Genomic DNA, 21,548 nt, shown 5'->3' on the forward strand with positions numbered 1-21,548 from the left:
GTGCAATTGCCGGTTACGGCAGCGGCGGAATCGCCTAGAAATAGCGAGACTGTTCTGAGGGATCACCCATGCCGCGCATTACCTATGTGAACGGGCGCTATGTCGCCCATGCCGACGCTGCCGTGCATATCGAGGATCGCGGCTATCAATTCGCCGACGGCGTCTACGAGGTCTGCGAGGTGGCGCAGGGCTTTATCGTCGACATGCCGCGCCATCTTGCCCGGCTGAGCCGCTCCCTTAGCGAATTGTCGATCGACTGGCCGGTCACCAAGGGTGTGCTGCCGCTTCTTCTGCGCGAAATCGTCCGGCGCAACCACGTCGTCAACGGCCTGGTCTATGTCCAGGTTACGCGCGGTGTTGCCAGCCGCGACTTCGTTTTCCCCGCCGATACACCGTCATCGCTAGTGATTACGGCCAGAAAGGCCGACCCGGCGGCGGCCGCCAAGCGAGCCGAGGCGGGCATCAAGGTCATCACCGTGCCGGAAAACCGTTGGGACCGGGTCGACATCAAGAGCACCGGCCTGCTGCCCAACGTACTGGCCAAGCAGAAGGCCAAGGAGGCCGGCGCCCAGGAGGCCTGGTTCGTCGACACCGATGGCAACGTCAAGGAGGGCGGCTCGTCCAACGCCTGGATCGTTACAAGGGACGGCGTTCTGGTCACCCGGCCGGCGGAGCATGGCATCCTGCGCGGCATCACCCGCACGACCATGTTCGAAGTGGCGGCAAAGCTCGGGTTGACGATCGAGGAGCGCGGTTTTTCAGTCACTGAAGCCAAGGCTGCGCGAGAAGCTTTCATCAGTTCGGCAACGACAATCGCCATGCCGGTCGTGGCAATCGACGGTGCCGCGGTCGCCAATGGGCACCCCGGTTCGATAACACTTTCATTGCGGCAAGCCTTTTTTGACGTTGCGGAAAAAAGTCCAGCCTGATAACCGCACAGACGGACTGCACATCAATATATCTCGTTCTGCTTGTCGTTACTGACGGCAAGGGGGTGTTTGCAAGCTTGACATGTGCCCGCTAATTTGGCGCATTAGCCTGCAAACCGAAGGGGATCGGCGAAAGACAAGAACAATGGCGGAACGATCGCAAAACCTTCAGGACCTGTTCCTGAATTCTGTTCGCAAGAGCAAAAATCCACTCACCATCTTTCTCATCAACGGCGTCAAGCTGACCGGCGTGGTCACTTCCTTCGACAATTTTTGTGTTCTGCTGCGCCGTGACGGCCACTCCCAGCTCGTCTACAAGCATGCCATTTCCACGATCATGCCGAGCCAGCCGGTTCAGATGTTCGATGGCGAGGAAAGCCAGGGCGCCTGATTGGCACGTGAAAAAGACGCGGACCGCGGCGTCCGCGGGAAACCAGCACATAATTCCGGGACGGAAGCCACAGGTCCGACCCGGGCGGTTGTCATTGTGCCGGTGCTTACCCGGCATCAGCGCAACGATGACGAAACGAACCGTCCACGGCTGACGCGTTCGGCGGATGCGCGCCACGACGAAGCGGTCGGCCTTGCCCGCGCCATCAACCTGGATCTGATCCACACGGCGGTGGTCACCGTCAACGATCCACGCCCGGCAACCTTGCTCGGCAGCGGCAAGGTCGCGGAATTCGCCGAGATCGTCAAAGAGGGTCACGCGGAGGTGGTCATCGTCGACCATCCGCTGACGCCGGTGCAGCAGCGCAATCTCGAAAAAGAAATGAATGCCAAGGTGCTCGACCGCACCGGATTGATCCTGGAGATTTTTGGCGAGCGCGCGCGGACCAAGGAGGGCACGCTGCAGGTCGAACTTGCCCATCTCAACTACCAGAAGGGCCGTCTGGTGCGGAGCTGGACCCACCTTGAACGCCAGCGCGGCGGAGCCGGCTTCCTCGGCGGCCCCGGCGAAACCCAGATCGAGTCGGACCGGCGGCAGCTGCAGGAAAAAATCATCAAGCTCAAGCATGAGCTGGAAACGGTGCGCCGCACCCGCGACCTGCACCGCGCCAAGCGCAAGAAGGTGCCGTTCCCGGTGGTGGCGATTGTCGGCTACACCAATGCCGGAAAGTCGACGCTGTTCAACCGGCTGACCGGGGCCGACGTGCTGGCCGAAGACATGCTGTTTGCAACGCTCGACCCGACGCTGCGCCGCGTGCGCCTGCCGCACGGCACGCCGATCATCCTGTCGGACACAGTCGGCTTCATTTCGGACCTGCCGACGCATCTGGTCGCCGCCTTCCGCGCCACGCTGGAAGAGGTCGTCGAGGCCGATCTGGTCATCCATTTGCGTGATATCTCAGATCCGGATACGGCCGCCCAGGCCGAGGACGTCGAGCGCATCCTTGCCGATCTCGGTGTCGACGCTGGCGATGCGAACCGGGTCATCGAGGTGTGGAACAAGGTCGACCTTCTCGACGACGGCAACCGGGAGCGCCTGCTCGCCGACGGCACTGACGCCAACAAGGCGCCGCCGATCGCCATCTCGGCGGTCACCGGCGAAGGCATCGATGCGCTGAAGGCGCTGATCGAGACCAGGATGTCGGGCGAACTCGAGGAATTGACGGTGACGATCGAACCGCCGCAGTTCGGCCTTGTCGACTGGCTATACCGCAATGGCGACGTCGTTTCGCGGGTAGACAATGAGGATGGCAGCGCGACCATCGCACTCAAGGCCACGCACACCGCCCGGCAAGAGATCGAAAGCCGATTGCACCGCAAAAACAGGCAGTAAGCCTGATTATTTCACGCCCTTGGCCTGCTGCCAGAGCACTTCCATCTCGTCCAGCGTGGCTTTTTCGAGCGTGCTTCCCGATGCATCGATCGCGCGCTCGACATAGTGGAAGCGCGAGCGGAACTTTTCGTTGGTGCCGCTAAGCGCCGCTTCCGAATCGAGCTTGAGGTGACGCCCCAGATTGACGACGGCAAACAGCATGTCGCCGAATTCGTCCTTGATCTCAGCCGTTTCGCCCTTAGCCAGTGCCTCGCGCAGCTCGCCGATCTCTTCCTCGATCTTGTCGAGGATGGGTGCTGCCTCGCTCCAGTCGAAACCGACACGCGCTGCCTTTTCCTGCAGCTTCAGCGCACGAGTCAAAGCGGGCAGGGCGACGGGCACGCTGTCCAGGAAACCCTTGCCATGGTCTTCGGGGTCGAGGCCGCGGGCGAGGCGCGCACTTCGCTTTTCGGCTTTTTCCTCAGCCTTGATCTTTTCCCACATGCCCTTTGCCATGCCGGCGTTGCGCGCCTTCTCGTCGCCGAAGACATGCGGATGGCGCCGGATCATCTTGGTGGTGATGGCCTCGACCACATCACCGAAGGCAAAATCGCCGGCTTCCTCAGCCATCTGCGCGTGGTAGACGACCTGCAGCAGGAGATCGCCTAATTCGTCGCGCAGATCGTCGAGATCGCCGCGCGCAATGGCGTCGGCCACCTCATAGGCTTCCTCGATCGTATAGGGCGCGATGGTCGAGAAATCCTGCTCGATGTCCCAGGGACAACCGGTCTTCGGCGCCCTGAGCGCCGCCATGATCTCGATCAGCCGGGAAATGTCGCGCGAAGGTTTCATGCGGCGAATGCTATCCCGCTGCCTGTCGTGCGGCCAACGGCGTCAGCCGGAGAGGGGAGATTGTCCACAGCGAGCTTCAGCCGAGTACCGACACAACCGCCTTGGCGAGGTCATCCATGCCGTCCTCGGGCAGGCCGGCGACGTTGATGCGGCTGTCGCCGACCATGTAGACGCCATACTCGGCACGCAGCCGCTCGACTTGCGCCTCGGTCAGGCCAAGCCTGGAAAACATGCCGCGATGGCTGGCGATGAAGTCGAAGCGGTCGGAGTTGGACTGCCGGCGCAGCGCGTCGGCGAACTGGACGCGCAGCCTCAGCATGCGCAGCCGCATCTCCTCCAGCTCCGCCTCCCAGTCGGCGCGAAGGCCATCATCTTCCAGCACCATGCGCACGGCGGCGGCGCCATGGTCCGGCGGCATCGAATACATGGCGCGCGCCGCCGCCAGCATCTGGCTCATCGCCACATCGGCTTGCGCACCATCCTTCGCCAGGATCATCGCCGCGCCGACGCGGTCGCGGTAGACGGCAAAGTTCTTCGAGCAGCTCGAGGCAACGACCATTTCAGGCACCTTGCCCGCGAGAAGGCGCAAGCCGGCCGCATCGGCGTCCAGGCCTTCGCCAAAGCCCTGATAGGCAATGTCGACAAAGGGCAACAGCCCGCGCTCGACGACAAGATCGGTGACGCTGGCCCATTGCGCGATATCGAGATTGGCGCCGGTCGGGTTATGGCAGCAGCCATGCAGCAGCACGATATCGCCGGGCTCGGCTGCGCCAAGCGTTGCCAGCATCTCGTCGAAGCGCACCGCGCCGGAAACGGCATCGAAATAGGGATAATCGCGCACCTTGAGGCCGGCCCCGCGCATCACCGGCGGATGGTTCGGCCATGTCGGGTCCGACAGCCAGACGGTTGCGTCGGGGCGGGTCCGCTTCAACAGCTCCGCCACCAGCCGCAGCGCGCCGGAACCGCCAGGCGCTTGCGCGGCGCGGATGCGCGTCATGTCGGCAGCGGGGCCGAAGGCCAGCTTGACCATCGCCGTGTTGAAGCCGGTGTCGCCGGCAAGGCCGAGATAGGTCTTGGTGTCCTGGTCCTGCAGCAACCGCTTCTCGGCCTCGCGCAGGGCGCGCATGACCGGCGTCCTGCCGTCGCGGTCCTTGTAGACGCCGACGCCGAGATCGATCTTGCCGGGGCGCGGATCGGCGCGATAGAGGCCGATCAAGGCGATGATCTTGTCAGCCGGGGCAGGTTGCAGGGTCTCGAACATCAATACGGCTCCAATGGCGGCGGAGTAATACGCAAAGCGGCCGCGTTTCGCCAGTGCTTCCATCTGCGCCAGTCCGCTAGCGTACTGGACCGTTACGCCAAGCTTTGTCTGTACGGCAGGGGTCGGCGGCTATGGCGACGGGTTCATTCCAATCCGCCGGATAAGCACCCGTCCAATCACGGCGAGACCGATGCCGGTCAGCAGGGAGAAACCGCCGAGCATGCCGGCCAGCCCGGCAAGGAACCAGCGTCCGGCGAAGCTGTCGACGGAGGCATTTTGCGGATTGGTTGGGTCGTAAGCGACAGGGACGCTGTCGCCATCACCCCAGAACGAGCTGTGGACGGCATTGTTGAAGCGGATGACGGTGCCGTCGGCGGTCGAGAACTCGATGCGGGGATTGTATTCGGCTGCGACAATCCTGCCTGTCGCCGAAGCGGTACGAGGGCCGTACATCTCGACGATGGCCAGCACGCCGGAAGCGATCAGTCCGACAATGCCAAAGATGATGAACACCCTGCCGACGATCGGCAACGCTGCAAAACCCGTTACACGACTACCATTGGCCATCTTTTGCTCCTAGGACAGACGGATAAGGCTAGACTTCATCCATAAAGCAAACATCTGCCGCACGGGAGATGGGTAAGTGCGCAGCGAACTTCTGATTGCATGATGCCTATTGTGGCGACGCAAAAAAGTTTTGGTGGCGATGGATTAAGATCCCCGCCTGTTTCGTAAACGGGGCATGAAACGGTCGATGCCACGCTTCGATATTGTCGGACAGCTGGGTTCGCTCAGGCGCTACGCACGTTCGCTGACGCGCGACGGCACTGACGCCGAGGATCTGGTGCACGATGCGCTGGTGCGCGCCTACGAGCGGCGCGACACATTCCGCTCGGGCGGCAATCTGCGGGCATGGTTGCTGTCGATCGTCCACAACGCTTTTATCGACAAGATGCGCTCGCGCCGGTCGGAAGCAGCGCGTGTCGAGCAGGCCGGCTATCTCACCGATGCCAGCACGCCGGCGCCTCAGGAACATTCCGTGCGACTGGCGCAGGTGCGCGAGGCCTTTTTCAGTCTGCCGGAGGAGCAGCGTTCGGCGCTGCATCTGGTCGCCATCGAGGGCCTTTCCTACCAGCAGGCCGCCGACGCCAGCGGGGTGCCGCTGGGCACGCTGATGTCACGCATCGGCAGGGCGCGCGCAGCACTGCGCGAGATGGAAAACGCTGCACCTTCGCCGGCCAAAAGCCATCTGAGGATCGTGGGAGACCCGTCATGACCGACCTGTTGCGGGACCCGGTGACCAATACCGATCTCGATTCTTATGTCGACGACCAGCTGGATGTCGCGCGCCGCATTGAGGTCGAGGCGTTCCTGTCGGCTCGTCCGGAGGCAGCGGCCCGGGTGATGTCCGATTTGAGGACGCGCGACGAGCTGCGTCTGGCGCTGGCCGCATCCACAGGAATGGCGCGGCCCGCGACGACTGAAGTCGCGCGCCGGCTGGGCAGGGGGCTGGCCAGTCGCCGCGTCTTCGCCGTGCTGCAGCGGGCGGCGGCGGTCGCCATCTTTGTCGCTGCCGGCTGGCTGGCGAACGGCCTCTTCGGGCCGCTGCTGGTGACCAAGGTTGTGGCTTCGCCGCCGCCGCCCGCCTATGTCGAAGAAGCGATCCGGGCGCACAAGACGACGCTCATGCGCGAGGCGATGCCCTCGCAGCTGGAGGCGCCCAACTACAATGGCGACGAAATCCGCGCCGCCACCGCAATCGTCATGCCATTGCTGCCCAAGGACTGGAAGGTCCGCGACGTGCAGATCTATCCGTCGCGCTTCGGGCCGAGCGTCGAGGTGGCGCTGGAGACGAAGGATATGGGGCTGGTCTCGCTGTTTGCGATCCGGCCCGGAACCTTCGACGTGGTCAAGCCTGCCATCGCGCCCTCCGGCGACATCTCCTCTGCCTATTTCCAGATCGGCGAGGTCGCGTACGCGGTCGTCGCGCGCAGCGATGTCCACGACCTCGACCGCGCCGCCGAGACGCTTGCCAAGACACTTTACTGATCAGGACACTTTACTGAGACCACATAAGGAGAACCCGCAATGAATACCCCTGACCTCGGATACCGCATGGGCACTGGCGCGCGCGCCGGCGCCGTCTATGACGAGGGCCTGCGCAGCCACATGCTGCGTGTCTATAACTACATGGGCATCGGCCTCGTCGTCACCGGCATCGTCGCCATGGTGGTCGCTTCGACGCCGGCCCTCTACGTGCCGATCTTTTCCAGCCCGCTGAAATGGGTGGTGATGCTGGCGCCGCTCGCCTTCGTGCTGCTGTTCTCGTTCAAGATGCAGACGATGTCGGCGGCGAGCGCCCAGGCGATGTTCTGGGCCTTCTGTGCGGTGATGGGGCTGTCGCTGGCTTCGGTGTTCCTGGTCTTCACAGGCACCAGCATCGCGCGCACCTTCTTCATCACCGCCACCATGTTCGGCGCCACCAGCCTCTACGGCTACACGACCAAGCGCGACCTGACCCAGTTCTCGTCCTTCCTGATCATGGGCCTGATCGGTGTGGTGATCGCCAGCGTCGTCAACATCTTCCTTGGCTCGACCGCGCTGCAGTTCGCCATCTCGGTGATCGGCATTGCCGTCTTTGTCGGCCTGACCGCCTGGGACACGCAGACGATCAAGGAACAGTATGCGGAGAATTTCGACGCGGAATCGCAGCAGAAGCTCGCCGTTTTCGGCGCGCTGTCGCTGTACCTGAACTTCGTCAACATCTTCCAGCTGTTGCTGAATTTCACCGGCGAGCGCGAATAGTCGAACCGTAGCAAGGCAACAATCTCGATCTCGCAGTGGCCGGAGGAGAATCTCCGGCCACTGTCGTTTTGCCGTGGAGACATCGCTCCGCTATCAGCGCGATGTCGCTGCGCCCTTGAGTCCATGCGGGCTTTTGCTAACCTGCCGCTCGCACGCAGCTTTCCGCGAGAACGCATGGAACAAGTGACGCTTCACGGCGACGGCATCTCGGCAACCATTGTCGGGCAGGGGGCCGAGCTCGTCTCCTTGCGCAATGCCGAGGGTCTGGAGTTTTTGTGGCAGGCCGGGCCGGAATGGCGGCGGCATTCGCCGGTGCTGTTTCCGATCGTCGGCCGGCTGAAGGGGGACCAGCTTCGCCATCGGGGCCGGGTCTATCCCCTGACGCAGCACGGATTTGCCCGCGACAAGCCATTTGTGTGGGCTGACGCGAGCCCCCGATCCTGCACGCTGGTGTTGACCGACGATGCCGATACACGCACGCGCTATCCGTTCGCCTTTCGCCTTGCCATCACCTACACCCTCGAGCGTCGCGAACTTGGTGTGAGCTTCGAGATTGCCAACACCGGCGACGAGACGCTGCCAGCCTCCATCGGTGCACATCCGGCTTTCAATTGGCCATTGCAGCCGGGGCTCGCCAAGACAGACTACCACCTGACCTTTGCCCAGGACGAGCCGGCGCCGATCCGCCGGCTGAAGGATGGCCTGGTGCTGGCTGCACCGCGGCCGACGCCTATCGAAGGCAAAACGCTGGCGCTTTCCGAACAGCTGTTCGAGGCAGACGCCGTGATCCTCGACCGGCCGGCCAGCACCAGCGTGCGCTATGCCGCCGCGAACGGTGCGGCGATCGAGATGTCGTGGCAGGGTTTTAAGGAATTGGGCATCTGGTCGAAGCCGGGCGGCGCTCCGTTCCTGTGCATCGAACCCTGGCACGGGCTTGCCAGCCCCGTGGATTTCGATGGCGAGTTCGCGGACAAGCCGGGCGTGATGCTGATCGCGCCCGGTGAAAAGCGCGTGCTGAGCTATCAGGTACGGCTCGAGCATGCGCCGCTGTGACCGATGAACCAGAGACAGGCGCGATGAAACTTGGCTTCATCGGCACGGGTGCCCTTACAGCGGCCATTGTCAGCGGGCTCAAATCCGTCGCGGATAACTCCGTCTCCGTGCTGCTGTCGCCGCGCAATGAAGAGATCGCCGCAGAGCTGGCAGCCCGTTATCCGGATGTGCGTATCGCTGATGACAATCAGGCGGTTCTCGATCAATGCGACCTGGTCATGCTGGCTGTCCGGCCGCAAATTGCGCATGACGTCCTGCCGGGTTTGCGGTTTCGGCGCGAGCATCACCTCATCAGCTTGATCGCCACGCTGCCGCGCGAGGAGATTGCCCGCTTGACCGCACCCGCGCACCAGGTGACGAAAGCGCTGCCCATGCCGATGATCGCCCACCGGCTGGGGGCAACGATCATCTGCCCGCCGGATGCCACTGTCGCTGCCTTGTTCGGCAATCTGGGGAAAGTGATCGAGGTCGAGAACTCAGCCGAATTCAACGCGTTGAGCGTGGCCACCGCAACCTATGCCAGCTACTTCAGATATCTCGATACGATCAACAGCTGGCTCAAGAGGAATGGCGTGGAGGAAGGGAAGGGGCGCGATTACATCGCCTCGCTTTTCAAAGCCTTGGGAAGCGCTCCTGATATGTCGCCGGATGCCGACTTCATGCATCTGGCGCAGGACTATGCGACGCGCGGCGGCATCAACGAACAGGTTCTTCGCGAACTGACGGCGCGAAACGTGTTCGAGGCGCTCACCGAGAGCCTGGACGGCGTACACCGGCGCATCGTCGGCGATACGCCTTGATGGGCGGCACCTTGAAGTTCCCTGATGATCAGGAGTATGGCTCCAACGGATGTTCCGGACCGTTTCGGGAGGGTCGGCGGGTGCCTGGATGCTTGAAATTGGGCTTTGTGGCAGCGGCGCTGGCTGTGCTGATTGTCTTTCCGGTCGCTGCCGCCGACATCGACCGCGCCAGCATCTACCGCGCGCAGTCGGTGACCAGCGGCACTGGCGAGGAGAACCGGGCGTGGGGCCTGGCGCCGTGCCTTGAAGAGGTGCTGGTCAAGGTTTCCGGCGACCCGCGGCTGATCGGCGACCCGCGTGTTGCGGACATGAGCCGGCACGCGGCCGACTATGTCACTGGTGTCGGCTACCGCGACCTGCTCAACAACCGCCCGCCGCATGACGAGCAGGGCACCCACGACCGGCCGCATTACATCACCGCCGATTTCGACCCGGACAAGATCGATGCCTTGCTGGCGTCGCTCGGGCGCAAACCGTGGGCGGTGCCGCGGCCAAAAATCGTCGCACTGCTGGATGTAAGGCCGATGAAAGGCGACGGCTTCACGCTGGTGCGCGATGGCGGCGGCGAGCTTGCGGCGGATATGCGCGTTGCGCTGGCGGACGCGGCGCACCGGACCGGTTTGCCGCTGGAGTTGCCTCGGCCGTCCGACGTCGCGCTCGCCGACGTGGCCAACACGCTGGATGGGGACGCCCTGCTTGCCGGCACTTTGGTATGGCGCCAGGAAGCGCTGGGCTGGGTCGGCGACTGGCGGCTCAGCTTCAAGGATAAGGACTATCGCTGGCAGGTACGTGGCGTCAGTTTCGACGATGCGTTCCGCAACGCCACGCGCGGAACGCTGCAGATCCTGTCGGGGAATGGACAGCCGGAAGCCGTCACGCCCTGACTTCAAGGGAACCTTCTTGCCGGAGCACCGTAAACAAAGTGGCGGGCAAGCTTTGAGCAAGGAGGTAGAATTGCAACATCGCCGGATCGACATTGACGGAAACAGCATCTTCTATCGCGAAGACGGCCCGCCTGATGCTCCCGTCCTTCTCCTGCCGCACGGCTATCCGTGCTCGTCCTATCAATTCCGACGGTTGATGCCGGCACTTGCCGATCGCTGGCATACATTCGCGCCGGACTTTCCCGGCTTTGGCTATAGCGCCACGCCCGAAATGTTGCCTATGCCGAGTTTCTGACAGCTTTCGCCGATGCGCTCGGCATGTCGCGCTATGCTCTCTGGCTGCACGATTATGGCTCGCAGATCGGACTGCGCCACGCCATCGCACATCCCGAGCGCATCGCGGCACTCATCATCCAGAACGGCGATATATACCAGGATGTTCTCGGGCCGAAATACGCTGGGATAAAAGCCTATTGGAAGGAAAAGACGCCCGAAAAGCACCGGCCGTTGGAAGAGGCGGTGAGCGAGGAGGGGTTCCGGCACGAGTTTGTCGGAGAGGTGGATTACGCTGTAGCCGAGCGCGTGCCTCCCGATCTTTGGAAACTCCACTGGCCTTTGATGGACACGCCGATCCGCCGGCGGCTCGCGGTCGGCCTGATGGAGAAGCTGGAGGCGAACCTCGGCTGGTTCCCGCGCTATCAGAGCTATCTGCGCGAGCACCAACCGCAGACGCTCATTGTCTGGGGCCCCGAGGATGGTTACATGCCGGCACAATCGGCGCATGCCTACCACCGCGATTTGCCGGAAGCAGAACTTCATCTCATCGGCGGCGCCGGCCACTGGCTGCTCGAAACCCATTTCGATGAGGCGCTTCCCCTGGTGCGCGATTTTCTGGCGCGCGTCCACAGTCAGGAAGCGAAAGGGACGGGCCGGGCGGCCGGCCGGGCGTAGACCCCTCCGTTGCGGCCACCCGATCAATCTGCAACCATGGCGTCATGATGGAGAAGTCTGCCGCGCCCTGGGCTCTGCTGCAAATCGCGATCGAGCCGAAGTCGCGGGCCGATCAGGAGAATCTGCTTGTCACTTCGTCCAAGCTCGCGCCTGACGACCGCGACCCACCGGCCGCCATGGCCATGGCCAGATGACGTCGCCAAAATTCTCCTCGCGGGCAGGGTTCCTTGTCGGCCTCGGCATCACGCCCGTCGCCTTTTTCCTGGCGCTCTATTCGGCCGGAGCCGGGCATGGCGACTATGGGCTGGCGCGACTTCTCTATCCGGTCCCCATGCTGGCAACGCTTTTGACCAACACAACGATCACCAGCCTTTCCATCGGATTGGCTGCGCTGCAGTTTCCTGCCTATGGGGCATTTGTTGCGGGCGCGGGCGGCTCCAGATGGCTGGCCCTTGGCGTCTTCCATCTTGTTGCAGTCGCAGCAGCCTTCAGCGGCCTCCTGGAAAGCTTTTCGGGATGACGCTCCTGTTCGTTATCCCGGCGCGGGCCGGTCGAGCAGGAAGTCGAGGCCTTTGCGAAAGGCGCCATCCCTTGAGAAATGAAGACCACGCCAACTCATTTCGCCACTGCTTCGTCAACGTTCCTCCCGCCAAGCAATCAGAGCCGCCGGCCTGCATCTCAGTCAGCAGGGCGTATATTGGCACGCCCCTAATGGAAGCAGCAGCCACTATGAAAAGTCGCATAAGATAGATTATGGAACTTATGCATCAGGTTGCAGCTGGGAAATGACGCGGATTTCATGGCATGACCGACGCGTGTTGCCTTGAGCCGTTGGCCAACGCTACGCTGTGTCGATGACGACAGGAAAGCGTGACATCGAAGCGGCGATCGAAGTGTTCGTGCACGGCTTCAGTACCGACAAGAGCCGTTCCTTTCCCTACGAAGCCAGCCGCGTCGGACCCTTGTGGCTGATGCGCGATGCCGAGCGCAAGAATGCACGCGACTACCGTGGCGAAGAATGGATCGTCCATGACGTCGCCGCCGAGGAAGCCGATGCCATCGTGCGGCAGCATGCGCGGCCAAGCTTTGCCGTTTCGGTCGTGATCGCGAATGACGGCCCGGACGAACCGACGCGAACTGCCTACAAGGCGCTCGGCTACCGGCTGCTGCGGACGGAAGGCTTTTTCGTCCAGTCGCTGCGCCAAATTCCAGACCCGCCAGCAATCGTCTCTATCGAACGCGTGAGGACGGCTGAACGCGCTGCACAACTGGGAAAGGTCATACGCAGGCGGCCACTTCCAGACGATCAACTCGGCGACGATGCGCCGTTTCGCCAGTATGTGGCGCTCGATGGCGACGCCATCGTCGGGCGTGTGCGCAGCATAGACGCCGTCGGCGCCACATGGTGCTCGGCAATGTTTGTCGAGCCTTCGCACCGGCGTCGAGGCATCGGCCAGGCGCTGATGGCCAAAATGCTGCATGACGACAAAGCGCATGGGTCGCGGTGCTCGATGCTGTTGGCCACGCGTGCCGGAGCGCTGCTTTATCCCCGCATGGGCTATGAGCGGATTGGAACGCTGCTGATCTTCGCGCCGAAGAACCGAACGTCCTTATAAAGATCTGCTCGTATCATGCTGTCTCATAAAGGGATTTCGATCACCATGCCGTCATAGGCCGGAGTGACGTTGGCCGGCACCTCGGCCTTCACCGTGGCATAGTCGAGCGGCACATGCATATGCGTCAGCACGGCCTGTTTCGGCGCCAGTTTTTCAATCCAGCCAAGCGCCTGACCGAGCGACAGATGACTGGGATGGGTATGGTACTGCAAGGCATCGATGACCAGCATTTCCAGGCCGCGCAGCCGCTCGGCGGTGGCATCCGGGAAGTCGCTTATATCGGGGCAGTAGGCCAGCCCGCCGATGCGGAAGCCGAGCGAAATGATGTCGCCATGGATCTGCGGCAGCGGCTCGAGGGTGAGGGCACCGCCCTCGCCTTCGATCGTCACCGCCCTTGCGTGATCGATGATGTGCGGCCTGACGATCGGCGGATAGGAACTGCCAAACGGCGTCTCGAAGCAATAGCCGAACGCTTCGCGCAGCCTGAGCATGGTCGGCTGGTCGGCATGGACATCGATCAAATGGCGCTGCTCCAGCACGTAGCCGCGCAGATCGTCGATGCCGTGGATGTGGTCGGCGTGCGGATGCGTATAGACGACGGCGTCGATGCGCCGGACGGCCGCCATCAGCATCTGCTCACGGAAATCAGGCCCGGTGTCGATGACGACCGTGGTTCTGGCGCCGTTGGCTGCTATCCGCTCGACGAGCGCGGCTGAGCGTGTACGCCGGTTTTTCGGATTGGCCGGGTCGCAATTGCCCCAATCGCCGGTGATGCGCGGCGTGCCAGGTGACGAGCCGCAGCCGAGGATGGTGAGGCGCAGCCGGTCGCTCATGCGTCAGAGCCCGGCGGGCCGCGGCATCTTGCCGAACAGCCGGAAGAAGTTCGCCGTCGTCAGCGTCGCGATCTCGGCTTCGCCAACGCCGACCGTCTCCGCCAGCACCTTGGCTGTATGCGCGACATAGGCCGGCTCGTTGCGTTTGCCGCGGAACGGCACCGGCGCCAGATACGGTGCGTCGGTCTCGACCAGCAGCCGGTCATGCGGCACATCGGCTGCGATGGCGCGTAAATCGGCTGAGTTCTTGAAGGTCAGTATGCCCGAGAAGGACACATAGCCACCAAGCTTGACGCCCACGTCGGCCAGCCGTCGCCCCGACGAAAAACAATGCAGGATGAAGGGGAAGGCGCCCTTCCCTGTTTCGTCTTCGAGGATGGCAGCCATGTCGTCATCGGCATCGCGCGAATGGATCACCAGCGGCAAGCCGGTCTCGCGCGCGGCCGCTATGTGAGTACGAAAGCCCTGCGCCTGCGCATCGCGTGGCGCCTTGTCGTAAAAATAGTCGAGCCCGGCCTCGCCGATCGCCACCACCTTCGGGTGCGCGGACAGGCGCACAAGGTCCTCAGCCGTCACATCCAGCTCTTCGCCGGCATTGTGAGGATGAGTGCCGACCGAGCAATAGATTTCGTCGAAACTCTCGGCAATCTCAAGCACTTGCGCAAACCGCTTCACGCGTGTCGAGATGGTCACCATGTGACCTATACCGGCAGCCTTGGCGCGGGCGACGATGGCCGCCCGCTCCTCGGTGAAATCCGGAAACTCGAGATGGCAATGGCTGTCGACCAGCATCAGGCGCTCGCCTCAGGGTTTTCGACATAACGCGGAAACACGCCCTCCGGCGCGGGCAGCGCCGTGCCGGGCACCAGCGCATAGTCGGCATGGACATGCGCGAAGTCGCGCGTGTCCGCCGGCACCGCCAGCAGATCGAGCAGCTTGCCGGCCGACCCCGGAATGTAGGGCTGGCACAGCAATGCCACGCGCCGCACCAGTTCGGCGGTCGTCCACAGCACCGTTTCCATGCGCGCCGGATCGGTCTTCTTCAGCGCCCAGGGTGCCTGCGAGGCGAAGTAGCGATCCGCTTCCGCCACAACGCCGAAGATCGCCGCCAACGCGAGATGGATGCCCTGTTCCGCCATCGCCTGGCGCGCGGTACCCAGCGCTTCCACCGCCTGGTCGAGGATCGCGCTGTCGGCTTCGGTCAGCTCGCCGCGATGCGGCACCACGCCGCCGCAGTTCTTGGCGATCATCGACAGCGAGCGCTGCGCCAGATTGCCGAGACCGTTGGCGAGATCGGCATTGGTGCGGTTGACGATCGCGTCATGGCTGTAGCTGCCGTCCTGGCCGAATGGCACCTCACGCAAGAAGAAATAGCGCACCTGGTCGAGGCCGTAGTGCTCGACCATGGTGAAGGGGTCTACGACATTGCCGACCGACTTCGACATTTTCTCGCCGCGGTTGAACAGGAAGCCATGCGCGAAGACGCGCTTCGGCAGTTCGATGCCGGCCGACATCAGGAAAGCCGGCCAGTAGACGGCATGGAAGCGGACGATGTCCTTGCCGATAATGTGCGTGGCCGGCCAGTAGCGCCATTGCTCGGCCTTGGTGTCGGGATAGCCGGCAGCGGTGATGTAGTTGGTCAGGGCATCGACCCAGACATACATCACATGCTTGTCGTCGCCCGGCACCGGCACGCCCCAATTGAAGGTCGTGCGCGAGATCGAGATATCCTTGAGGCCGGACCTGACGAAGCTCATCACCTCGTTGCGACGCTCGGCCGGACCGACGAAATCGGGCTGGCTTTCGTACAGCGCAAGCAATTTGTCCTGATAGGCGGAAAGCCTGAAGAAGTAGCTTTCCTCCTCATTCCATTCGACCGGCGAGCCAAGTGGCTCGCGGCGCACGCCGTCGTCGCCGAGCGTGGTTTCGCTCTCTTCGAAATAGGCTTCCTGGCGGACCGAATACCAGCCGCTATAGCGGTCAAGATAGATGTCGCCATTGGCCGCCATAGCCTTCCAGATCGCCTGGCACGACTCGTAGTGGCGTGGTTCCGTCGTGCGGATGTAGTCATCATTCGAGCCGCCCAGGACCTCTGTCATCGAACGGAAGATCGCCGAGTTGCGGTCGGCAAGCGCGAGTGGCGTTATGCCTTCCTTCTCGGCCGTCTGCTGCATCTTGAGGCCATGTTCGTCGGTGCCGGTGAGGAAGAGCACGTCCTTGCCGTCCAGGCGCTGGAAGCGGGCCAGCGCGTCGGTTGCAATGACTGTATAGGCGTGGCCGATATGCGGCTTGCCGTTCGGATAGAAAATCGGTGTTGTGATGTAGAATGTGTCGCGTGACATGAATTAACCGTCATGAATGGCCGAATGAATGTGAGCGGTGGATATCGCATCGAGACGGCGATTGCCATCCCGCCCCAATGCCGAAACCGGTCACATTCGCATTGCGGAATTCAGGCGGTCGATCATGGTCAAGGCGTGCTGCTTCTTGTCAAGATTGTAGGTATCGGTCTCAGATATGGCGTTCAGCGCCTCGTGCCAAGTGTCGGACAGCGTTTTCGCCCGCGCGAGATCCCCAGCCAGCGCGGCTTCACTGGCGCCGGTGGAGAGCAGATCGAGCGCGCGGCGGTTGAAGATGTCGAACTGGATCGCCTGGTCGCGGCCGGCGACGGCCTCGGCAAGGCGATAGGCGCCGGCGATGTCGCTCTTGCCCGACGTGACCAGGGCGTCGAGGGTGCCGGCAATCTCCAGCCCGCCATATTGGGTCAGAAGGATCGCATTGCGGGCGCTGCCCCCTGCCCGTTCCGCTAGTGCCGCGCGCGCAGCAGGATCGGAAGGTGGCGGCGGCTCGACGGTCTCCAGAACACTCATCAGGCTGCCGGCATCGAGCGGCGTCAGCCGCACCATCTGGCAGCGCGAACGGATGGTCGGCAAAAGGCTGCCCGGCGCATGCACGATGAGGATGAACAGCGTGCGGCTCGGCGGCTCCTCGAGGTTCTTCAGCAAGGCATTGGCGGCGTTGGTGTTCATGTCGTCGGCCGGATCGACGATCACCACCCGGTAGCTGCCGTCATGCGAGGTCAGCGACAGGAAGCGGTTGACCTTGCGGATCTCGTCGACGGTGACGACGGTCTTGAAACTCTTGGTCTTGTCGTTCAGCGGCCGGGTCAGGTGCAGCACGCCGGGATGCGCCCCGGTGGCGATCTGGCGAAACAGCGGTGAGGCCGGATCGGGAACGGCAAACGTGTCCGGCGCCTGGTCGAAGGCCGGATGCTTCAACAGATGGTGCGCCAGGTGAAAGGCAAGCGTCGCCTTGCCGATGCCGACCGGCCCGGCAAAGATCAACGCATGCGGCAGTTTTCCCGAGCGATAGGCGGCAGCGAGCATCGCGGCCGCCTGCTCATGGCCGACCAGGCGCAGCGTCTCGGACGGCTCCGGTACACCGTCCAGCGTGTCGTGCTGCTCGGGAGCGATGCGTTCGAAGATCATGCGGGCGCCGCCTGTCGGTTGCGCGCGGGCGCCCTCGCCTCAAGTGCGGCGAACACCACCGCGGTGATGACATCCTCCACCGCAGCGGGAGGCGCCGACGCGTCGATCACGATGCAGCGGTCCGGCTCGGCCGCTGCGATCGCCAGGAAGGCGTCACGGCGGCGCTGGTGGATGTCCAGCGTCTCCTTTTCGAAGCGGTCCGGACCGTCCTCGGCGCCACGCCGCGCGGCGGCGCGCCGCAAGCCCTCGGCGGGGTCAATGTCAAGGATCAGCGTCATGTCCGGCATCATGCCGTTGATGGCGACCTCCTCCAGAGCTTCCATGAAAGCCGGATCGAGGCCGCCGGTGACGCCCTGATAGACGCGCGACGAATCCAGGAAACGGTCGCAAAGCACGATGGAGCCGCGCTCCACCGCCGGCCGGATGACCTGCTCGACATGGTCGGAGCGTGCGGCGGCAAACAGCAGCGCCTCCATCTTCGGCCCGAAAGGCTCGGCGGCGCCGGACAGGAGCACGTGCCTGACCGCCTCGGCGCCGGGTGACCCCCCGGGTTCGCGGGTGAGGAGGACATCGTATTTCTTGGCGCGCATCTTCTGGGCCAGCCGCTCGATCTGCGTCGACTTGCCGGCGCCCTCGCCGCCTTCGAAGGTGATGAAAAATCCGCTTGCCAATCGAAAGGCCTTTGTCCTGCTTTGCGCTGGTGTCTTAGTCCGCGCCCGAGAAAAGGTCCACGCCGCAGGAACTCAACGCAGCCAGCCTACGGCCAGTTCCCTGGCGGCATCAAACGCTCGTTGCGGCAGTGTGCCGACGCCAACCGATTCGGCGGCGAAAAGCGGGGTTTCCTGGCTCAGCGTGTCGCCGATCCAGACGCGCAGCGCGCCGACGGGCTGTCCCTCCTCCACCGGCGCCGATACCGGCCCCTGATAGACGATCCTGGCGGTCAGCTTGTCGCGGTTGGCGATCGGCAGCAGGACGTCGATGGGCGCCTTTGCCTTCAGCGCTACGCTGGATTTGGCGCCGCCGAACACCTGGGCCTCGCCGACCACTTCGTTGCTGGCGAAAATCTCGGTCTTCTCGAAGGAGCGGACGCCCCATTCAAGCAGCTTGCGCGCTTCCTCGGCGCGCTCGCGGTCGTTGGCCAATCCGCTCATCGCCGCGATCACCCGCGTCCCGTCATGGCTGACCGAGCCGACGATGCCGAAACCGCCCGCCTCACTCGACCCGACCGCCAGCCCATCGGCACCGATGCCCATGGCCAGCAATGGGTTGCGGTTCTTTTGCGAGATCTTGTTCCAGGTGAAATCGGCCCGGCCGTAATAGAGATAGAGATCCGGATATTCGCGCCATATATGCAGGCCAAGCTGCGCCAGTTCGCGCACCGTCGTCTGCTGGCCGTCGGCCGGCAGGCCGGTCGAATTGACGAATGTCGATTTCGCGAGCCCGATCTGGCGGGCGCGATCGTTCATCTGCGCCGCGAAATTCTCTTCCGAACCGGCCATGCCTTCGGCCAGCACCATGCAGCCGTCATTGGCGGCCTGTATGGTGACCCCCTGGATCAGATCCTCGACCCGGATCGCCGATTTGAGCTTGGCAAACATGGTCGACGTTCCCGAAGGCGCACCGCCCTTGCGCCAGGCATTTTCCGAAACCACGAAGGTGTCGTCGAGGCTCATGCGCTTCGACTTGATGGCGTTGAAGACCATCTCCATCGTCATCAGCTTGGCCATCGAGGCCGGCGGGATCGGTTGGTCGGCATCCTTGGAAAACAGCACCGTGCCGGTTTCGGCATCGATCATGAAAGCCTGCGTGGCCTTGGTCTCAAAAAGCTGCGCGTTGGCCGGAACCAACGCGGCAAGCAAGAAGCCAAGGCCAAAAAGCCCGGCAAAAGGGTGGAAAAGGCGAAATCGCATGAAGAGGCTCGACTGTTAGCCGGCAGAAACTTGCCGCAACGCTATCAGGCTTCTTCCCGGCGGATCAACCGCGCAATGACAAAACCGGCGTGCCTTTGTTGGTCAGTTGCGCACAGCCAGCGCGTCCGGCGCGCCATGCGACCATGCCGCGCGCAAGAGGTCGTCGACATTGCCATGGCCATCCGGATAGAGATTGACCGCGTACCAGTCATTGCCGTCGAGCTCGGTGCTCTGGATTTCTATCCTGCCGAAGGGTTTTAGGGCCGCAGCCACCCGCTTTGCCTCGGCGGCATCGTCGAAGGAGCCGGCGGCGACATAGTCGGAAACGGCAGGCGATGCCTGCGGGTTGGATTTCTTCCACGATTGCAGGATGTCGGCTGGCGACATGCCCTGGCCGTCAAGCGCTGCAAAGACGTCGGCGCGCTGTACGCGCTCATCCGCATAGGAGAGCGAAGCCATGGCAAAGGGCGATTCCGGGCGCTGAGGCACGATCGGCCCGAATTCAGGCAGCGTCACATCGCTTGAGGCCGGTGCCTGCATCGACATCACTGGCTGTGTGTCGGAATTCGTCAACTGACCAGGAAACGGCACTGCGGCAGGTGGTGCGCCAACAGATAGGCTCGGCGAAGGTCCGTTCATCGCCACCATGACGCCGGTCGGCAAGCCATCGGACGGGTCCGGGCGGTTGCCTGGGCGGTAGGAGGCGACCAGATATTGGTCGTCGTCGCCGTCGAGCGGTGCGCGGCCAATATATTCCACCTTGACCCTGGCCGTGCCGACCTTGGCATAGTCGAGCATTTGCGCGGCGCGTTCCGAGACATCGATGATGCGTCCCTCGTGATAGGGGCCGCGGTCGTTGACGCGCACGATGACCGAGCTTCCGGTCTCGGTGTTGGTGACACGGGCGTAGCTTGGCAGCGGCATGGTCGGATGCGCCGCCGTCAGATGGGTCATGTCGTAGACTTCGCCATTGGCTGTGAGACGACCGTGGAAGGCATCGCCATACCAGGAGGCGAGACCGACCTTGGCGTAGCGCTTGTCTTCCTTGGGGTAATACCACTTGCCGCGCACCTGATAGGGCTTGCCCAACTGGTCGCGGCCGCCGCCGCGCCGCATGTACTGAACGCGCGGGCTGGCCTTCACACCGTATTCGGTCTCGGGAAAATATTCCTTCGAGCGAGGCTTCTTGTAGACCATGGCTTTCGGCTCGGACTGCGGCGACGCGCACGCGGCCAGCAACGCAGCCGAAAGAGCGCACAATACCAAAGCAGGAGCGCGACGAAGACGCCGATGCGTCGTGGTCTGCATGTTTTCCGATGTCCCCTACCGTCTCGACACAGGCGCCGCTTCTAGAATTTCGGCGGAGCCAGATGAGCAATGCCTGCGACGCGCCAATCCCCATCCCTTGTGCGCAGGAATTGTTTATCAGCGTATTAATCGATTGTGTCCGGAACCGGGCAGGAATGTGGCGGCCAGGTCCCGGGCTGGCCGGGCGCCTGTGAGGAGGCATCCGAGACCTCTGTCCTTTGGAGTCTGGAAGTGAACCTGTGGCATGAAGCGCGGCTGCCTGGAACCGACCGACCCGAGATACGTTCTGCGCCTCATGGATGAATTCATTGAACGTTTCGGGCAACAGACGTGGCTGCCCTTTTCCGTAATTTCAGCCAGGCTTTTGCTCGCGGCCGTCCTTGGCTCCATCGTTGGGATCGAACGCGAATGGCGTAACCGACCGGCCGGATTGAGGACACACATCCTGGTCTGTGTTGCGACGGCTCTAATTGCTATCCTCACGATCGAGATTACTCATTTTCACGTCTTCGATGGTCAGGAAATCGCCATTGATCCTATCCGCTTGATCGAAGCCACGACTGCCGGCGTGGCATTTCTGGCCGCGGGCTTGATCTTCTTCTCCAAGGGCGAGGTTCAAGGGCTTACCACTGGGGCGGGCATGTGGCTGGCAGGCGCCATAGGCCTGGCGGTTGGGCTCGGGTTCTGGCAGATCGCGGCTTTGGCTACCTTGCTCGCACTTGTCGTGCTGGGTCTTCTGCAACTTGTGCAGGTCGGCAGCAAGGATCGCAATTAGATCCCGGCTCCTTCGAAAACGGGTTCGCAGCTCCGTTCGGGTAACGAACGCCACCCCCTATTATCCATGGCAGCGCCGATGGTTGACTTGGCGATGGGCAACGCTCTAGAGAAATGAACCGCAAGCTGGTCCGGAAGGATAGGTATCATTCGATACCAACTGTCGTTCACTGGGTCGGTTGATGTTCCTAGATGATTGAAAAGTCACGTTGGAGGGATGGCCGAGCGGTTTAAGGCACCGGTCTTGAAAACCGGCGTGGGTGCAAGCCCACCGTGGGTTCGAATCCCACTCCCTCCGCCAGATATTTGGCTGTACGGCCCG

General features: G+C 62.9%; 23 protein-coding genes, 1 tRNA gene and 1 pseudogene. 15 read left to right on the top strand and 10 right to left on the bottom strand.

The features are described 5' to 3' along the window. Positions 1 to 68: 68 nt before the first annotated feature. The 3 genes from ACYG9R_RS25440 (at position 69) to hflX (ending at position 2,712) form a co-directional block, all read left to right on the top strand. A complete protein-coding gene (locus ACYG9R_RS25440; RefSeq protein ID WP_023701734.1) occupies positions 69 to 929 on the top strand; it encodes a D-amino-acid transaminase in 861 nt (286 codons plus the stop codon). A 145-nt stretch (positions 930 to 1,074) separates the two neighbouring features. Then, positions 1,075 to 1,320 carry an RNA chaperone Hfq gene (hfq, locus tag ACYG9R_RS25445; RefSeq protein ID WP_006202172.1) on the top strand — a complete coding sequence of 82 codons (246 nt, stop codon included), beginning with the start codon at positions 1,075 to 1,077 and terminating at the stop codon, positions 1,318 to 1,320. Beyond that, on the top strand, positions 1,321 to 2,712 hold the full coding sequence (gene hflX, locus ACYG9R_RS25450; RefSeq protein ID WP_023708495.1) for a GTPase HflX: 1,392 nt from the start codon (positions 1,321 to 1,323) through the stop codon (positions 2,710 to 2,712). It abuts the gene before it with no gap. A gap of 6 nt (positions 2,713 to 2,718) precedes the next feature. Here the strand turns inward: hflX and mazG are convergent, their stop codons facing one another. The 3 genes from mazG to ACYG9R_RS25465 all read right to left on the bottom strand — a co-directional run bounded on the left by mazG (position 2,719) and on the right by ACYG9R_RS25465 (position 5,371). Then, on the bottom strand, positions 2,719 to 3,543 hold the full coding sequence (mazG, locus tag ACYG9R_RS25455; RefSeq protein WP_023691283.1) for a nucleoside triphosphate pyrophosphohydrolase: 825 nt from the start codon (positions 3,541 to 3,543) through the stop codon (positions 2,719 to 2,721). Positions 3,544 to 3,619: 76 nt separating this feature from the next. Next, positions 3,620 to 4,804, bottom strand: coding sequence for an amino acid aminotransferase (locus ACYG9R_RS25460; protein ID WP_023691284.1), 1,185 nt, complete (start codon positions 4,802 to 4,804; stop codon positions 3,620 to 3,622). A gap of 129 nt (positions 4,805 to 4,933) precedes the next feature. After that, on the bottom strand, positions 4,934 to 5,371 hold the full coding sequence (locus ACYG9R_RS25465) for a DUF3592 domain-containing protein (protein ID WP_023706554.1): 438 nt from the start codon (positions 5,369 to 5,371) through the stop codon (positions 4,934 to 4,936). A gap of 175 nt (positions 5,372 to 5,546) precedes the next feature. On the opposite strand from ACYG9R_RS25465, the gene ACYG9R_RS25470 reads away from it, so the two are divergent. The 10 genes and pseudogenes from ACYG9R_RS25470 to ACYG9R_RS25515 all read left to right on the top strand — a co-directional run bounded on the left by ACYG9R_RS25470 (position 5,547) and on the right by ACYG9R_RS25515 (position 12,913). Then, positions 5,547 to 6,080, top strand: a complete 534-nt coding sequence (locus ACYG9R_RS25470) for a sigma-70 family RNA polymerase sigma factor (RefSeq protein ID WP_023688465.1) — start codon at positions 5,547 to 5,549, stop codon at positions 6,078 to 6,080. Next, positions 6,077 to 6,853 (top strand): anti-sigma factor family protein, encoded by a 777-nt coding sequence (locus ACYG9R_RS25475; RefSeq protein WP_023824946.1) that lies wholly within the window; start codon positions 6,077 to 6,079, stop codon positions 6,851 to 6,853. Before ACYG9R_RS25470 ends, ACYG9R_RS25475 begins: the two co-directional genes overlap by 4 nt. Before the next feature lie 39 nt (positions 6,854 to 6,892). Further along, entirely contained in the window at positions 6,893 to 7,609 is a 717-nt protein-coding gene (locus ACYG9R_RS25480) for a Bax inhibitor-1/YccA family protein (RefSeq protein ID WP_023824945.1), read from the top strand. Between the two features lie 174 nt (positions 7,610 to 7,783). Then, positions 7,784 to 8,662, top strand: a complete 879-nt coding sequence (locus ACYG9R_RS25485) for an aldose 1-epimerase family protein (protein WP_023824944.1) — start codon at positions 7,784 to 7,786, stop codon at positions 8,660 to 8,662. Positions 8,663 to 8,685: 23 nt separating this feature from the next. Further along, complete coding sequence (locus ACYG9R_RS25490; RefSeq protein WP_023710519.1) at positions 8,686 to 9,462, top strand: pyrroline-5-carboxylate reductase; 777 nt, start codon at positions 8,686 to 8,688, stop codon at positions 9,460 to 9,462. A gap of 107 nt (positions 9,463 to 9,569) precedes the next feature. After that, a complete protein-coding gene (locus ACYG9R_RS25495) occupies positions 9,570 to 10,346 on the top strand; it encodes a DUF2066 domain-containing protein (RefSeq protein WP_245260129.1) in 777 nt (258 codons plus the stop codon). A 52-nt stretch (positions 10,347 to 10,398) separates the two neighbouring features. After that, a pseudogene (locus tag ACYG9R_RS25500) lies at positions 10,399 to 11,297 on the top strand (alpha/beta fold hydrolase). Positions 11,298 to 11,341: 44 nt separating this feature from the next. Next, complete coding sequence (locus ACYG9R_RS25505; protein WP_023748655.1) at positions 11,342 to 11,491, top strand: hypothetical protein; 150 nt, start codon at positions 11,342 to 11,344, stop codon at positions 11,489 to 11,491. Then, positions 11,488 to 11,817, top strand: a complete 330-nt coding sequence (locus ACYG9R_RS25510; RefSeq protein ID WP_023824942.1) for a hypothetical protein — start codon at positions 11,488 to 11,490, stop codon at positions 11,815 to 11,817. The genes ACYG9R_RS25505 and ACYG9R_RS25510 overlap by 4 nt, the downstream gene beginning before the upstream one ends. 334 nt (positions 11,818 to 12,151) lie before the next feature. Next, entirely contained in the window at positions 12,152 to 12,913 is a 762-nt protein-coding gene (locus ACYG9R_RS25515; protein WP_023824941.1) for a GNAT family N-acetyltransferase, read from the top strand. A 23-nt stretch (positions 12,914 to 12,936) separates the two neighbouring features. Here the strand turns inward: ACYG9R_RS25515 and ACYG9R_RS25520 are convergent, their stop codons facing one another. The 7 genes from ACYG9R_RS25520 to ACYG9R_RS25550 form a co-directional block, all read right to left on the bottom strand. Continuing rightward, positions 12,937 to 13,746: an MBL fold metallo-hydrolase gene (locus tag ACYG9R_RS25520; RefSeq protein ID WP_023688471.1), complete on the bottom strand. Its 810-nt coding sequence runs from the start codon at positions 13,744 to 13,746 to the stop codon at positions 12,937 to 12,939. A 3-nt stretch (positions 13,747 to 13,749) separates the two neighbouring features. Continuing rightward, entirely contained in the window at positions 13,750 to 14,538 is a 789-nt protein-coding gene (locus ACYG9R_RS25525; RefSeq protein WP_023805223.1) for a TatD family hydrolase, read from the bottom strand. Beyond that, complete coding sequence (metG, locus tag ACYG9R_RS25530; protein WP_023824940.1) at positions 14,538 to 16,088, bottom strand: methionine--tRNA ligase; 1,551 nt, start codon at positions 16,086 to 16,088, stop codon at positions 14,538 to 14,540. Before metG ends, ACYG9R_RS25525 begins: the two co-directional genes overlap by 1 nt. 90 nt (positions 16,089 to 16,178) lie before the next feature. Continuing rightward, on the bottom strand, positions 16,179 to 17,234 hold the full coding sequence (locus ACYG9R_RS25535) for a DNA polymerase III subunit delta' (RefSeq protein ID WP_023668948.1): 1,056 nt from the start codon (positions 17,232 to 17,234) through the stop codon (positions 16,179 to 16,181). Next, positions 17,231 to 17,905 (bottom strand): dTMP kinase, encoded by a 675-nt coding sequence (gene tmk / locus ACYG9R_RS25540; protein ID WP_023668949.1) that lies wholly within the window; start codon positions 17,903 to 17,905, stop codon positions 17,231 to 17,233. Before tmk ends, ACYG9R_RS25535 begins: the two co-directional genes overlap by 4 nt. A gap of 72 nt (positions 17,906 to 17,977) precedes the next feature. Next, the gene (locus ACYG9R_RS25545) at positions 17,978 to 19,144 is read right to left on the bottom strand and encodes a D-alanyl-D-alanine carboxypeptidase family protein (protein WP_023668950.1); all 1,167 of its coding nucleotides are present in this window, start codon (positions 19,142 to 19,144) and stop codon (positions 17,978 to 17,980) included. A 102-nt stretch (positions 19,145 to 19,246) separates the two neighbouring features. Continuing rightward, positions 19,247 to 20,452, bottom strand: coding sequence for a septal ring lytic transglycosylase RlpA family protein (locus ACYG9R_RS25550; protein ID WP_023824939.1), 1,206 nt, complete (start codon positions 20,450 to 20,452; stop codon positions 19,247 to 19,249). 295 nt (positions 20,453 to 20,747) lie between these two features. Here ACYG9R_RS25550 and ACYG9R_RS25555 point away from each other — a divergent pair, with 295 nt between their 5' ends. Together ACYG9R_RS25555 and ACYG9R_RS25560 are read left to right on the top strand one after the other, a co-directional pair. Next, positions 20,748 to 21,227 (top strand): MgtC/SapB family protein, encoded by a 480-nt coding sequence (locus tag ACYG9R_RS25555; protein WP_031199830.1) that lies wholly within the window; start codon positions 20,748 to 20,750, stop codon positions 21,225 to 21,227. 210 nt (positions 21,228 to 21,437) lie between these two features. Next, a tRNA-Ser gene (locus tag ACYG9R_RS25560) sits at positions 21,438 to 21,527 on the top strand. Positions 21,528 to 21,548: the final 21 nt, after the last annotated feature.

The organism is Mesorhizobium sp. RSR565B, assembly GCF_054719465.1.

What these genes read in the sequence shown, in the direction of transcription:
- ACYG9R_RS25545 (WP_023668950.1), bottom strand. Translation starts at nt 19,144, where the DNA reads ATGCGATTTCGCCTTTTCCACCCTTTTGCCGGGCTTTTTGGCCTTGGC.
- metG (WP_023824940.1), bottom strand. Translation starts at nt 16,088, where the DNA reads ATGTCACGCGACACATTCTACATCACAACACCGATTTTCTATCCGAAC.
- ACYG9R_RS25515 (WP_023824941.1), top strand. Translation starts at nt 12,152, where the DNA reads ATGACGACAGGAAAGCGTGACATCGAAGCGGCGATCGAAGTGTTCGTG.
- ACYG9R_RS25510 (WP_023824942.1), top strand. Translation starts at nt 11,488, where the DNA reads ATGACGTCGCCAAAATTCTCCTCGCGGGCAGGGTTCCTTGTCGGCCTC.
- ACYG9R_RS25485 (WP_023824944.1), top strand. Translation starts at nt 7,784, where the DNA reads ATGGAACAAGTGACGCTTCACGGCGACGGCATCTCGGCAACCATTGTC.
- ACYG9R_RS25480 (WP_023824945.1), top strand. Translation starts at nt 6,893, where the DNA reads ATGAATACCCCTGACCTCGGATACCGCATGGGCACTGGCGCGCGCGCC.
- ACYG9R_RS25490 (WP_023710519.1), top strand. Translation starts at nt 8,686, where the DNA reads ATGAAACTTGGCTTCATCGGCACGGGTGCCCTTACAGCGGCCATTGTC.
- ACYG9R_RS25550 (WP_023824939.1), bottom strand. Translation starts at nt 20,452, where the DNA reads ATGCAGACCACGACGCATCGGCGTCTTCGTCGCGCTCCTGCTTTGGTA.
- ACYG9R_RS25535 (WP_023668948.1), bottom strand. Translation starts at nt 17,234, where the DNA reads ATGATCTTCGAACGCATCGCTCCCGAGCAGCACGACACGCTGGACGGT.
- ACYG9R_RS25470 (WP_023688465.1), top strand. Translation starts at nt 5,547, where the DNA reads ATGAAACGGTCGATGCCACGCTTCGATATTGTCGGACAGCTGGGTTCG.
- ACYG9R_RS25475 (WP_023824946.1), top strand. Translation starts at nt 6,077, where the DNA reads ATGACCGACCTGTTGCGGGACCCGGTGACCAATACCGATCTCGATTCT.
- ACYG9R_RS25555 (WP_031199830.1), top strand. Translation starts at nt 20,748, where the DNA reads ATGGATGAATTCATTGAACGTTTCGGGCAACAGACGTGGCTGCCCTTT.
- ACYG9R_RS25520 (WP_023688471.1), bottom strand. Translation starts at nt 13,746, where the DNA reads ATGAGCGACCGGCTGCGCCTCACCATCCTCGGCTGCGGCTCGTCACCT.
- ACYG9R_RS25525 (WP_023805223.1), bottom strand. Translation starts at nt 14,538, where the DNA reads ATGCTGGTCGACAGCCATTGCCATCTCGAGTTTCCGGATTTCACCGAG.
- ACYG9R_RS25505 (WP_023748655.1), top strand. Translation starts at nt 11,342, where the DNA reads ATGATGGAGAAGTCTGCCGCGCCCTGGGCTCTGCTGCAAATCGCGATC.
- ACYG9R_RS25460 (WP_023691284.1), bottom strand. Translation starts at nt 4,804, where the DNA reads ATGTTCGAGACCCTGCAACCTGCCCCGGCTGACAAGATCATCGCCTTG.
- ACYG9R_RS25465 (WP_023706554.1), bottom strand. Translation starts at nt 5,371, where the DNA reads ATGGCCAATGGTAGTCGTGTAACGGGTTTTGCAGCGTTGCCGATCGTC.
- hfq (WP_006202172.1), top strand. Translation starts at nt 1,075, where the DNA reads ATGGCGGAACGATCGCAAAACCTTCAGGACCTGTTCCTGAATTCTGTT.
- mazG (WP_023691283.1), bottom strand. Translation starts at nt 3,543, where the DNA reads ATGAAACCTTCGCGCGACATTTCCCGGCTGATCGAGATCATGGCGGCG.
- ACYG9R_RS25440 (WP_023701734.1), top strand. Translation starts at nt 69, where the DNA reads ATGCCGCGCATTACCTATGTGAACGGGCGCTATGTCGCCCATGCCGAC.